Raw genomic sequence first — 11886 nt, forward strand, 5'->3', positions numbered from 1 at the left:
CTACCCCTCCACTCCTACGGGGCCACCACCGGCCGCCAGGGCACCGGGCTGGAGAGGATCATCGAGCTGGACGGCTGGCCGTAGCCGCCGAGGCGGTCGCACAGCGCCTCGAACTCGGCCATCGTCGGCACCGCCACCAGCAGCACGCAGCAGGCCCCGCCGGTGACCCGGTGCAACTGGAGCACTTCCGGCCACTTCGCCACATCGGGATCGCGCAGCACGCAGCGCGGGCCGTAGCACTGGATCTGGACCAGCGCGGTGATCGGCAGGCCGGAGCGGGTGAGGTCCACGTGGGCGTGGTAGCCGGTGATCACGCCGTCCGCCTCCAGCCGGCGGACCCGTTCGGCCACCGCGGGTGCGGACAGACTCACCCGGCGGGAGAGTTCGTTGTACGAGAGCCTGGCGTCGGTCTGGAGCTCGGCGAGCAGGCGGCGGTCGACGGCGTCCATGGTGGCTCCCAGAGTGGCTGAAAACAGCTGTCTTCTCGATCGTAAAGAGAATCGGCCGAACACCTCGCGAACAACAGCCCCGGGGACGGTTGCGGTGTCCAGCGGCCATTCAATCGAGGGCCGACACCGCCGCACAATGGGGCCCCCGGTGGAACCAGGCCTTCCGTCTGATCACCGGTCCGGGCGATCGCCCGGGGCACGGACGGGCGACGACGCCCGGGGCACAGAAGGGATCGGGATGGGGCACGACACGGTGGAGACACCCAACCTGTCGTTCGGTCGGGGCGGCGAGCCGGGTCGGGGCACTCCGTACGCCCGCTACGCGCGCCTGGACGAGCTGCACAGCCTCCAGCACCCGCGCAGCAAGGTACCGGCCGAGCTGTCGTTCATCGTCACCACGCAGGTGATGGAGCTGCTGTTCGACCTGCTGCGGCACGAGTGGACGCTCGCCCAGCAGGCGCTGCGCGAGGACGACCTGCCGTCCGTGCTGGCCGCGCTGCGCCGCGGCACGCACGTGCAGGACGTGCTGGTGGAGTCCTGGGACCTGCTGGCCACCATGACGCCGCAGGAGTTCAACTCCTTCCGCTCGGTGTTCGGCGAGGCCTCGGGCTTCCAGTCCTCGGCCTTCCTGCACCTGGAGTTCCTGCTCGGCAACAAGAACGCCGCGCTGCTGAAGATGTACGACGAGGTGCCGCAGACGCACGCCGAGCTGACCGAGGCCCTGCGCTCCCCCGGCCTGTACGACGACGCGCTGGCCCTGCTGGCCCGCCGCGGCCTGGCGGTCCGCCCCGAGGTGTCCGAGCAGCGCTACCGCGCGAGCGACGAGGTCGAGGCGGCCTGGCGCCGGGTATACACCGAGCCGGAGTTCGCCGCCCTCCAGCCGCTCGCCGAGGCGCTGCTGGACGTCGCCGAGCGGGTCACCCGCTGGCGCCAGCGCCACCTCAACGCGGTCAAGCGGACCATGGGCGGCAAGCCGGGCTCGGGCGGCTCCAGCGGCCTGACCTGGCTGCGCAAGTCGGCCGAGCAGGACGTGTTCCCGGAGCTGTGGACGATCCGGGACGGGATGTGAGCGAGAGGATGGGCATGATCACGCGCGAGGAGTGCGCGGCGCTTGACGCCGTCGACCCGCTGGCGGCGTTCCGCAAGGAGTTCGCCCTGCCGGACGGGGTGATCTACCTGGACGGGAACTCACTCGGCGCGCTGCCGGCGCGCACGCCCGAGCGGGTGCGTCAGGTGGTCGAGGAGGAGTGGGGCCGGGAGCTGATCCGCAGCTGGAACGACGCCGGCTGGTTCGAGCAGCCGTACGCGCTGGGTCGGCGGATCGCGCCGCTGGTCGGGGCCGCGGCGGACGAGGTCGTGGTCTGCGACACCACCTCGGTGAACCTGTTCAAGGTGCTGTCGGCCGCGCTGCGGCTGCGCCCGGGGCGGCGCACGGTGCTCGGGGACGGCGAGGCCTTCCCGACGGACCTGTACATCGCCGAGGGCGTGACCGGGCTGGTCGAGGGCGCGCGCAGCGTGCTGGTGCGGCCGGAGGAGCTGGACGCGCACCTGGACGGTGACGTCGCCGTGGTCGTCCTCTCGCACGTGGACTACCGCACCGGCGAGCTGCTGGACATGCCCGGGATCACCGCCCGGGTGCAGGCAGCGGGCGCGCTGATGATCTGGGACGTCTGCCACTCGGTGGGCGCGCTGCCCGTCGAACTCGCCGCTTCCAACGCGGACTTCGCGGTCGGCTGCACCTACAAGTACCTGAACGGCGGCCCGGGTGCGCCGGCGTTCCTGTACGTCGCCGAGCGGCACCTGGCGGCCGGTCCGCTGCAGCCGCTGAGCGGCTGGTTCGGACACGCGCGGCCGTTCGCCTTCGAGCCCGGGTACGACCCGAAGGCGGGCATCGGGCGGTTCCTGACGAGCTCGCCGTCGCTGCTCGGCCAGGCCGCGCTGGGCGCCAGCCTGGACGTGTGGGAGCGCGCCGACCTGGCCGCCGTGCGGGCGAAGAGCCTGGCGCTGACCGACCTGTTCATCTCGCTGGTCGAGGGCCTGGACGGGATCGAGGTGGCGACCCCGCGCGAGCACGCCCGGCGCGGCAGCCAGGTCGCGCTGCGGCACGCCGACGGCTACCCGGTGGTGCAGGCGCTGATCGAGCGCGGCGTGATCGGGGACTTCCGCGCGCCGGACCTCATGCGGTTCGGGTTCACCCCGCTCTACCTGTCCCACACGGACGTCTGGGACGCGGCCCGGCAGCTGGCCGAGGTGCTGGAGAGCGGCGAGTGGCGGGCGGAGCGCTTCTCCCGTCGCGGCGAGGTGACCTGACGCACCGCGTGACGAAGGTCATGCCTCGGTAAAGTTCCATGCTCACCTCCCCTGGGGACGCTCCTCGGTGAACCGTTCGTGACTGTTCGCCAGACCCCAGGGGAGGTCGCATGAATCTCGAACTCGGTCCGCTCCAGCCTGAACCCGCCCCGCTGGTCCTCGGGTTGGTCCTGTTCTTCCTGATGATGTGGGCCTTCGGCCGCGGCATCATCCCCCGGATCGAACGGATCCGGGCCGAGCGGTGGGAGGCGACCGAGGGCCGTGCCGAACGGGCCGAGGCGATCCGCGCCGAGGCCGAGGCCGCGTACGACGCCGCCCGGGAACAGCTGGCGAACGCCCGGCACGAGGCCGCGCGGATACGGCAGGAGTACGCCGAGCAGGGCGCGGCGGCCATCGCGGCGGCCCGCGAGGAGGGCAGCCGCGACCGGGACCGGCTGCTCGCGTCGGCGCACGTGCAGCTGACCGCCGACCGCGTGCTGGCCGAGGCCCAACTCCGGCACGAAGTCGGCACGCTGGCTGTCGATCTGGCCGGCCGGGTGGTCGGCGAGCCGGTGGGTGCGGTCGCCGAGAGGCGCGGCACGGTGGACCGGTTCTTCGACGAGCACTGACGAGCACTGACGCCCACCGACGCGCATACGCAGGCCCCTCGCCCACGGCGAGGGGCCTTTCGCGTGCTCAGCGCGCCACGGTCAACTCCCCGATCAGGCGCCGGTAGACGTCGAAGGCGGGCTTGCGGGAGTAGTCGTCCCGGAGCAGCCCGAAGTGATGGAACAGGCCCGGGCCCGCGCTGTCGGCGTCCCGGAGGGCGAAGAACGCGTAGCCGGTGACGGCGAGTTCGTCGGCCAGGCCGGCGACCGTCCGCACCACCTCCTCGACCACCTCCGCCTGCCGCGCCTCGTCGCGCCCCGGGCCGGTGGGCCAGCCGTTCTCGCAGATCCGGATCGGCACCCCCGGGCCGATGCCCGCCGCGGTCAGCGCGGCCCGCCGGAAGCCGGTGAGCACGGCCCGTACGGCGTCGGCGAGTTGAGCCGGTGGGACCGGTCGGAAGACGTCCGGGAAGAAGTCCAGGCCGACGTAGTCGAGCGCACGGTGGAAGCGCTCGTCGGCGAGCCGCCCGAGGTCCGTCCAGAAGGTGTCGGCCGGGTCGAACGACGGCACCGCGTTGAAGCCGACCGCCAGGTCGTCGTATCCGCAGGCCAGGGCCTCCTCCTTGGCCGCGATCACCCCGTCGACCAGCGCCTGGAGGACGTTCGGGATGCTGCCGTCCACGGGCGGGAGGTCCAGGTTCGGCTCCTCGCAGATCTGGAGGACGGCGAGGCGGTGGCCCTCGGCCCGGACGGTTCGCCGGACGAACTCCGTCCAACCGTCCAACTGGCCGGCGGGATTGCGGAACTGGAGCACGAGGTCGAGCTTCCGGCCGTCGGCGGCGTACTGCTCCGGACACTCAGGGCTGTGCGCGCCGCTGGGGTGGGAGCGATAGGCGCGGACGAGCAACTCGGGCGCTTCGCCCTGGAGTTCACTCAGGGCGGCGGTGATCAGCGCCGGGTCGTCGGGGCGGACGGGCTCGATGATGCCGGTGTCGTCGCCGGTCAGCCCGCCGGGATAGATGCCGAAGGTGAAGGTCATGCCGCCACCGTAGCCGATATTTTTGGTGTCACTGCAAATTTAGTGTGACACCATGATTCTGCCGTAGGCTGCCGCCATGGGACTTCGCGAACTCAAGAAGCAGCAGACCCGGGCCTTGCTGTCCGACACCGCCATGGGCCTGTTCGCCGATCGCGGGTTCGAACAGGTCACGGTGGCCGAGGTGGCCCGGGCCGCCGGGGTCTCGACCAACACCGTGTTCAACTACTTCCCCACCAAGGAGGACCTGTTCTTCGACCGGCAGGACGAGGTCGTGGCGCACCTGGCCGAGGTGGTCCGGGGCCGGCCCACGGGCGGTTCCGCCGTCGCGGCGGTCCGGGCCGACCTGCTGGCGGCGCTGGCGGGCGGTGAACCGACCGTCGGGCTGCACCCGGCGATGGCGACGTTCTGGCGAATCGTCGCGGACAGCCCGGCACTGCGGGCCCGGCTGCTGGAGCTGGGCGAACGCGCCGAGGCGGCGCTGGCCACGGCCCTGGCGGAGGAGTCGGGAGCCGGGCCGGACGACCCCCTCCCCCGGGTGCTGGCCGGCGCGATCGCGGGCGCGCACCAGGCCGTGCTGGCGGAGATCCGGCGGGGCATGGTGGCCGGAGAGCCGGTGGAGACCGTCCGCAGGCGCGTCGAGGCGGCTGTGGAGCGGGCGTTCGGCCTGCTGGCGTCCGGACTCGACGGCTACCCGGCGGGCCGCTGAACCCGCTCGGCCTCCCCCGGGCCGCACTCCACAGATCCTCGGATCCGGAGACGAAGACCAGCCGAACGGCGCATGAGCCGACGCCGTCCACGGGTCGAGCGGCATGGCCTAGGTTGGGGGGATGACCACCGAGGACCAGCGCCAGGACCGGCCCGCCCCGCTCGTCGCCGTCGCCTCCGCCGAGGCCGTCCTGCGGCACCCCGAGGCGGGCGAGCACCTGCTCACCGCCCTCGAACACGAGCGTGCCGCGCGCTTCCGGAAGGAGTCCGGGCGGCGGGACTTCACCGCCGGCCACGTCCTGGTCCGGCTGTGCGCCGCACGGCTGCTCGGCGTGCCGGTCACCACCCTGACGCTCGCCCAGAACTGCCCCGACTGCGGCCGGGCTGACCACGGCAAGCCGTTCCTGCCGGACCACCCGGACGTCCACGTGAGCCTGTCGCACACCCACGGGGTGGTCGCGGCCGCCGCCGGGTTCGATCCGGTCGGCGTGGACGTCGAGCTGGCTGCGCGCGGCGGCACGCTCCGCGGGGTGGCCGAGCGGGTGCTCACCCCGGCCGAACTGGCGCTGGTCGACGCGGCCCCGGAGCCGGAACGGGCCTTCCTGCGGCTGTGGGTGCGGAAGGAGTCGCTGATCAAGATCGGGCGGGCGAGCATGGACACCCTGTCCGAGGTCGACCTCTCCGCGGTGCCCCTGGACGTCCCGGCGGACGGCCCGCTCCGCAGCCGGTACCGGGATCTTCACCTGCTCGACTGGACGGACCCCGGGCACGGGGCGGCGGTGGCGGCGGTCAGCACCGCCGAGCCGCGGGTCGTCGAGCTGACGACGGCGGGCTGAAGGGGCCCGGAGGGCGAGCCGGGTCAGCCGAGGTGAGCTGGGGCGAGCCGGAGCGAGCCGGGTCAGCCGAGGTGAGTCCACCCGAGCGGTGGGCCGCCGGGTAAGCGGTGTTAGCGTGCCGGATCGGGCGCCGGAACCGAGCGCCCGCCGAGTCAGCTTCCCACCGCCGGATTAAGGGTGTCCCCGCCATGGCCAAGTTCCTGCTGAGCCTGCACGTCCTCGCCTCGGTCCTGTTCATAGGCCCGGTCGCGGTGGCCGTCAGCATGTTCCCGCGCCGGGCGAAGGCGGCGCTGGCCGGCGGGCCCGACCAGGCCTCCGACGCCGGGGTGCTGCGGATCCTGCACCGGATCACCCAGGTCTACGCGCTGCTGGGGGTGGCCGTGCCGGTCATGGGCATCGGGCTGGCCCAGGTGATGGACGTGCTCGGGCAGTCCTGGCTGATCGTCTCGATGGTGCTGACCGCCGTCGCCGCGCTCTCGCTGCTGCTGTTCGTGCTGCCCGGGCAGCAGGCCGCCGTGGACGCGCTGGGTCTCGACTCCGGGGACGAGCAGCACGGCAAGGCCGTCCAGGGCCTGCGGCTGCTGCCGATGACGGCCGGGGTGTTCAACCTGCTGTGGGCGGTGGTCGTGGTGCTGATGATCGTCCGGCCGGGGTCGACCACCGGCGTCTGATGTCTCTTCCGGTCCGAAGGTCTCTTCCGGTCCGAAGTCCCTGCTAGCGGGCGGCGCCCGGCCGTTGGAGCGGGACGCCCGCGCGCTTGATCGCGCGGGCGACGATCGCGGTCTCGGCCCGGATCACCCCGAACGGGCCGAGGGTGTCGGTGAGGAACCGGTAGAGCCCGCCGTGGTCCGGGCAGAACACGGCGGCCATCAGGTTGGTCGGGCCGCTGGTGGCAAGCACGCCGTGCACCTGCGGATGCCGGGCCAGCGCCGTGCCGACCTCGGCGAGCCGGCCGGGCGGCACGTCCAGCCAGAGGTTCGCGTCCACGGCCATGCCGAGCAGCCGGGGGTCGACGGTGGCGTGGGTGCGCAGCAGCCCGGCGTCGTCCAGCCGGTGCAGCCGGCGCCGGACGGTCGACTCGGGTGCGCCGACGGCTGCGGCGAGGGCGGCGTGCGGCTGCCGGGCGTCCTCGGCGAGCCGGGCCAGCAGCGCGCGGTCCAGCTCGTCCAGCGGCGGGGGCGTCGCGGGGCGGGGCGGAACGGGCCGGGCGAGGGCGGCGGCCTCGGCCTCGTCCAGGTAGCCGGCCTGCCACTGCCCGGCGTCGGCGAAGGCGTGCAGGACGGCATGGGTGGTGGTCTCGGTCACGGCGGCCGTCGCGGGAAGCTGCCCGTACAGCAGGCGGTCGCGGGCGCCCGTGTCGCTCAGCATGACGGCGCCGATCTCCTGGCCGCCGAGCATCACGTCGACGAACGGGACGTCCGGGCGGTCGGACAGCGCCCGCGCGATGGCGTCCACCGTGCCGCGCAGGACCCGCACGCGCAGCAGCAGCGCGCCGACGGCCGCGTCCTCGACGTCGGGCATCCGCACCACCCGCAGTACGCCGGCCTGCTGCATCCGGGACAGGCGGCGGGTGACCGTCCGGGCGGACACGCCCAGCACCTCGGCGATCTGGCCGGTCTCGGCCCGTCCGTCCACCTGGAGGGCGCAGACCAGGCGGCGGTCGAGAGTGTCGAGAACGGTGTCCGGATCGGCAGTCGAAAGGTCCATGGCGTCCGATCTCCGCCGTTCTGGCGAGCTTGAGCGTCCTGTCCAGCAGATCTGACGGTACTCCTTGTCCTGCCGCGGCCGGAACCACTCCGGCCCGGGACGGAGACAGGGAGTACGGCGATGGAGCTGTGGACGCTGACGGAGGGCGTGGAGGCCGCGGTGCGCGAGGTCGGCGCGAAGCTGGCGGCGCAGCGGCCCGCCGAGCCCACCCCGGGGCGGACGCCCCAGGAGGCGATGGCGCGCTTCGCCGAGGTGGACGGCCCGGCCGCCGCCGAACTGCGGGAGCGGCTGGCCGCCCTGCGCCCGGCGGCCGGGTGGGTCGACGAGGAGCTCGACGGCACGGTGCCCGCCGAGGGCGAGTGGTGGCTATGCGACGCCACCGACGGCGCCGTGCAGTACCTGCTCGGCCAGCCGCAGTGGGCGGTCACCGCGACGCTCGTCCGGGACGGCGCGGCCGTGCTGGCCGTGGTGCACGCGCCCGAACTCGCCGGCGGGCGGACCTACCGCGCGGTGCTCGGCGGCGGCGCGCAGCTGGACGGGCGGCCGATCGCGCCGCTGCCGCGCGAGCTGGGGGTGACCGTCGCCGGCACCAGCCAGCCGCCGCTGGTCGCCGCCGACCCGGTGGCGCTGCGCCGGGCCGGCGAATCGCTGTCCGCGATGGCGGGCGCCGTGCTGGCGGTGCGCAACCTCGGGCCGACCGCCCTCCAGGTGGCCCAGGTCGGCTCCGGGCACCTGTCGCTGTTCTGGGAGTACGGCGCCGACGCGGGCAACCTGCTGTCCGGCGCGCTGATCGCGAGCGAGGCGGGCGCGACGGTGACGGACGCCGCCGGAGCGGCCTGGACGGCCACCGCCGACAGCTTCCTCGCCGCCGCGCCCGGGCTGCACGAGGACGCGGTGGGGGTGCTGCGGGCCGTCAGCTGATCCCGAAGAGCGCGGCCGCGTTGTCGTGGCAGACGGCCCGCAGCCACTCCTCCCCCAGGCCCAGCCCGGCCAGCGCCTCCAGCTGGTGGACGTACCGGTACGGGATGTTCGGGAAGTCGCTGCCGAGCAGGATGCGGTCCTGCAGCCCGCGCACGCGCGGCAGTTCGTCGCGCGGGAACGGGACGTCGGCCTCGGCGAAGTCGGTGAACGCGATGGTGGTGTCCAGCCGGACGGCGCGGTGGCGCTCCGCGAGGTCGAGGAAGTCCCGGTACTCGGGCATGCCGAGATGGGCGACCACCAGCACCAGCCCCGGGTGCCGGGCCAGCACCTCGGCGATCGGGCCGGGGCCGGTGAACCTGCCGGGCACCGGCCCGGATCCGCAGTGCGTCACCACCGGGGTGCCGGTCTCGGCGAGCAGGCCCCACACCTCGTCCAGCCGCCGGTCCGCCGGGTCGTAGCCGCCGACCTGGAGGTGCGCCTTGAACACCCGGGCGCCGTCCTCGATCGCGCGCGCCACGTACCCGGGCGCCTCGGGCTCGGGGAAGAACGTCGCGGTGTGCAGGCAGTCCGGGGTGCGGGCGGCGAAGTCGGCGGACCAGGCGTTCAGCCACGCGGCCATGCCGGGCTTGTGCGGGTAGAGCATGGACGTGAACGCACGGACGCCGAAGTCCCGCAGCCGCCGGACGCGCTGCTCCTCCGCCTCGCGGTAGGTGATCGGCCAGGGGCGGTTCACCAGCGGGCCGGCGGCGTCGAAGTACGCCCACACCTTGTCGAGGACGCTCTTCGGCATGAAGTGGGTGTGCACGTCCATCAGGCCGGGGAGGCCGAGAGCCCGCCAGAAGGCGCGGACTTTCTCGGCCTCGTCGGTCACCGGGTTCATGCGGGCACCGGGCGGGCGCGGTCGATGATCCCGGCCACGTCCAGGCCGGCCGGCAGGGTGCCGAAGGCCGCCCCGTGATCGCCGCCGAGGCGGGTGGCGCAGAACGCGTCGGCCACCGCCGGGCTGCCGTACCGGACCAGCAGCGAGCCCTGGAAGGCCAGGGCCATGGCCTCGACCAGCCGGCGGGTCCGGTACTCCAGGTCGGTCAGGTCGGTGAGCTGCTTGCGCAGGTCGGCCACGGCCGCGTCCAGACGGCGGTCCGCCCCGGCGGCGGCGTCGAGTTCGCCGAGGAAGGCGTCGACGGTCTCCGGGCGCCTGGCCATGGCGCGCAGCGCGTCCAGGGCGGCGACGTTCCCGGAGCCCTCCCAGATCGAGACCAGCGGCGCCTCGCGGTACAGCCGGGGCATGCCGGACTCCTCCACGTAGCCGTTGCCGCCCAGGCACTCCAGCGCCTCCGCCGCGTGCGCCGGACCGCGCTTGCAGACCCAGTACTTGGCGACGGCCAGGCCCAACCGCCGTACCAGCACCTCGGTTTCGTCCCCGGCGAGGGCGAGGTCGGTGGCGTGGGCGAGCCGCATGGCGACGGCGGTGGCCGCCTCGGACTCCACCACCAGGTCGGCCAGCACGTTGCGCATCAGCGGCTGGTCCACCAGCGCCCTGCCGAACGCCCGCCGGTGGAGCGCGTGGTGGATCGCCCGCGTGACGCCGTAGCGCATGCCGGACGCGCCGCCGATGGTGCAGTCGAGGCGGGTCATGTTGACCATCTCGATGATGGTCGGCACGCCCCGGCCCTCCTCGCCGACCAGCCAGCCGACCGCGCCGTCGTACTCCAACTCGGCCGAGGCGTTGGACTTGTTGCCGAGCTTGTCCTTGAGCCGCATGAGGTGCAGGCGGTTGCGGCTGCCGTCCGGCAGGACCCGGGGCAGCATGAAACAGCTGAGACCGCCCGGCGCCTGGGCCAGCGTCAGGAACAGGTCGGACATCGGCGCGGAGGTGAACCACTTGTGGCCGGTGAGGCGGTAGGTGCCGTCGGCGTGCGGGGTGGCGGTGGTGGTGTTGGTGCGGACGTCCGAGCCGCCCTGCTTCTCGGTCATCGACATGCCGGCGATCAGCCCGCGCTTGCTGCGCGGCTCGCGCAGCCCGTAGTCGTACGTGGTCGCGGCCAGCAGCGGCTCCAACTCGCCCGCCAGGGACGGGTTCGCGCGCAGGGCGGGAACGGCGGCGTAGGTCATCGAGATCGGGCAGGTGTGGCCGGCCTCGACCTGGCCCCAGACGAAGAACTTCGCCGCGCGGGCCGAATGCGCGCCGGGCCGCTCGTCCCGCCAGGGCGCGGCGTGCAGGCCGTACGAGACGGCGGTGCGCATCAGCTCGTGCCAGTACGGGTGGAACTCGACCTCGTCGATCCGGTGGCCGAAGCGGTCGTGGGTGCGCAGCACGGGCGGGTTCTCGTTGGCCAGCCGGCCCCACTCGGCGGCCTGCTCGGAGCCGGCCAGGCGGCCGAGTTCACGCAGCTCCGGCTCGGCCCAGCCGGCGCCGGCCCGGTGCAGGGCGGCGAGCAGGGTGGGGTCGGCGGCGGTGTCGTGTCCGTACGGCAGGGGCACCTGGTTGGTGACCTCATGCGTCGCTGTCATCGCGTCCTCCCAGGGCACGCAGGGTGAAGGAGACCAGGGCGGGGACCACCTCGGCGGTGGAATCCGTGCTGTCGGGTGCGGCGGCCAGCGGGCCGGCCAGAGCCTCGCCGACCGCGCCGACCAGGGCGGCGGCGGTCAGCACCGGATCCTGCCCGGGCAGCCGTCCGCTCGCCACGGCGGCGGCGATCTCGGTGGCGATCACGTCCCGGAACGCCCGCCGGAACACCAGGCGTTCGGCGTCCACGACCTCGTCGGCCGGCTCGACCAGCAGCGCGTACGCCAGTCGCGGCGCGCGCAGGGCACGGGCGGCGAAGGTCTCGACGACGGCGGCGATCCGCTGCTCCGGCGTCTCACGGCGGGCGACGGCGGAGTTCACCGCGGCCATCTCGCGGCTGACCACCCGGCGGAACAACTGCACCGACAGCTCGGCCTTGTTGGCGAAGTGCTGGTAGAGGCTGCCGGTGGCGATCCCGGCGCGGTCCGCCACCGCGGCCATCGTGCAGCCGCCGTAGCCGCGTTCGGCGAGCAGCCCGACGGCCGCCTGGAGCACGGCCTCGCGCTGGGCGTCCAGGCGGGCTTGCACGGCGGGCGTGCGTCGATAGGCCATGGAAGAATTGAAGCACTGATTCACTGCTTCGGGGAGCGGTACGGCCGGATACGGCGGAGGGTGGGTGGTCGAACACGTGGCGGAGTCCGCGGCTTGCGGCTTCGATACGGCGGAGGGCGGGCGGCTGGCGGCTTGATACGGGCGGAGGGCGCTCGGACACGTGGCGGAGGCCGCCTCCGGACGTGGTCCGGGGGCGGCCTCCTGGGCGGTGCTC

General features: G+C 73.7%; 13 protein-coding genes. 7 read left to right on the top strand and 6 right to left on the bottom strand.

Annotation, left to right across the window (positions count from 1 at the left end):
* Positions 1 to 14 precede the first annotated feature (14 nt).
* Positions 15 to 449, bottom strand: coding sequence for an Lrp/AsnC family transcriptional regulator (locus F7Q99_RS06930; protein ID WP_153460513.1), 435 nt, complete (start codon positions 447 to 449; stop codon positions 15 to 17).
* A gap of 238 nt (positions 450 to 687) precedes the next feature.
* Between F7Q99_RS06930 and F7Q99_RS06935 the strand changes: the two genes are divergently transcribed.
* The 3 genes from F7Q99_RS06935 to F7Q99_RS06945 all read left to right on the top strand — a co-directional run bounded on the left by F7Q99_RS06935 (position 688) and on the right by F7Q99_RS06945 (position 3367).
* Entirely contained in the window at positions 688 to 1518 is an 831-nt protein-coding gene (locus F7Q99_RS06935) for a tryptophan 2,3-dioxygenase (protein ID WP_153460514.1), read from the top strand.
* Between the two features lie 14 nt (positions 1519 to 1532).
* On the top strand, positions 1533 to 2759 hold the full coding sequence (kynU, locus tag F7Q99_RS06940) for a kynureninase (protein WP_407697753.1): 1227 nt from the start codon (positions 1533 to 1535) through the stop codon (positions 2757 to 2759).
* Between the two features lie 110 nt (positions 2760 to 2869).
* Complete coding sequence (locus F7Q99_RS06945; protein ID WP_153460515.1) at positions 2870 to 3367, top strand: F0F1 ATP synthase subunit B family protein; 498 nt, start codon at positions 2870 to 2872, stop codon at positions 3365 to 3367.
* A 67-nt stretch (positions 3368 to 3434) separates the two neighbouring features.
* Here the strand turns inward: F7Q99_RS06945 and F7Q99_RS06950 are convergent, their stop codons facing one another.
* Complete coding sequence (locus tag F7Q99_RS06950; protein ID WP_153460516.1) at positions 3435 to 4385, bottom strand: hypothetical protein; 951 nt, start codon at positions 4383 to 4385, stop codon at positions 3435 to 3437.
* A gap of 76 nt (positions 4386 to 4461) precedes the next feature.
* Between F7Q99_RS06950 and F7Q99_RS06955 the strand changes: the two genes are divergently transcribed.
* The 3 genes from F7Q99_RS06955 to F7Q99_RS06965 all read left to right on the top strand — a co-directional run bounded on the left by F7Q99_RS06955 (position 4462) and on the right by F7Q99_RS06965 (position 6597).
* Entirely contained in the window at positions 4462 to 5091 is a 630-nt protein-coding gene (locus F7Q99_RS06955; protein WP_153460517.1) for a TetR/AcrR family transcriptional regulator, read from the top strand.
* 121 nt (positions 5092 to 5212) lie between these two features.
* Positions 5213 to 5926, top strand: coding sequence for a 4'-phosphopantetheinyl transferase family protein (locus F7Q99_RS06960; protein WP_153460518.1), 714 nt, complete (start codon positions 5213 to 5215; stop codon positions 5924 to 5926).
* Positions 5927 to 6114: 188 nt separating this feature from the next.
* Entirely contained in the window at positions 6115 to 6597 is a 483-nt protein-coding gene (locus F7Q99_RS06965; RefSeq protein WP_153460519.1) for a DUF2269 family protein, read from the top strand.
* Between the two features lie 43 nt (positions 6598 to 6640).
* Here the strand turns inward: F7Q99_RS06965 and F7Q99_RS06970 are convergent, their stop codons facing one another.
* On the bottom strand, positions 6641 to 7633 hold the full coding sequence (locus F7Q99_RS06970; protein WP_153460520.1) for an Lrp/AsnC family transcriptional regulator: 993 nt from the start codon (positions 7631 to 7633) through the stop codon (positions 6641 to 6643).
* 120 nt (positions 7634 to 7753) lie between these two features.
* Here F7Q99_RS06970 and F7Q99_RS06975 point away from each other — a divergent pair, with 120 nt between their 5' ends.
* Positions 7754 to 8554 (top strand): inositol monophosphatase family protein, encoded by an 801-nt coding sequence (locus tag F7Q99_RS06975; RefSeq protein WP_153460521.1) that lies wholly within the window; start codon positions 7754 to 7756, stop codon positions 8552 to 8554.
* Here the strand turns inward: F7Q99_RS06975 and F7Q99_RS06980 are convergent.
* From F7Q99_RS06980 to F7Q99_RS06990, 3 genes are read right to left on the bottom strand one after another with little or no spacing between them, the layout of a single operon-like run.
* Entirely contained in the window at positions 8547 to 9434 is an 888-nt protein-coding gene (locus tag F7Q99_RS06980) for an amidohydrolase family protein (RefSeq protein ID WP_153460522.1), read from the bottom strand. The two genes, F7Q99_RS06975 and F7Q99_RS06980, sit on opposite strands and share 8 nt — an antisense overlap.
* Entirely contained in the window at positions 9431 to 11065 is a 1635-nt protein-coding gene (locus F7Q99_RS06985; RefSeq protein WP_153460523.1) for an acyl-CoA dehydrogenase family protein, read from the bottom strand. Before F7Q99_RS06985 ends, F7Q99_RS06980 begins: the two co-directional genes overlap by 4 nt.
* Complete coding sequence (locus F7Q99_RS06990) at positions 11049 to 11672, bottom strand: TetR/AcrR family transcriptional regulator (RefSeq protein WP_153460524.1); 624 nt, start codon at positions 11670 to 11672, stop codon at positions 11049 to 11051. The genes F7Q99_RS06985 and F7Q99_RS06990 overlap by 17 nt, the downstream gene beginning before the upstream one ends.
* Positions 11673 to 11886: the final 214 nt, after the last annotated feature.

It is taken from the genome of Streptomyces kaniharaensis (assembly GCF_009569385.1).
Taxonomy (GTDB): domain Bacteria; phylum Actinomycetota; class Actinomycetes; order Streptomycetales; family Streptomycetaceae; genus Kitasatospora; species Kitasatospora kaniharaensis.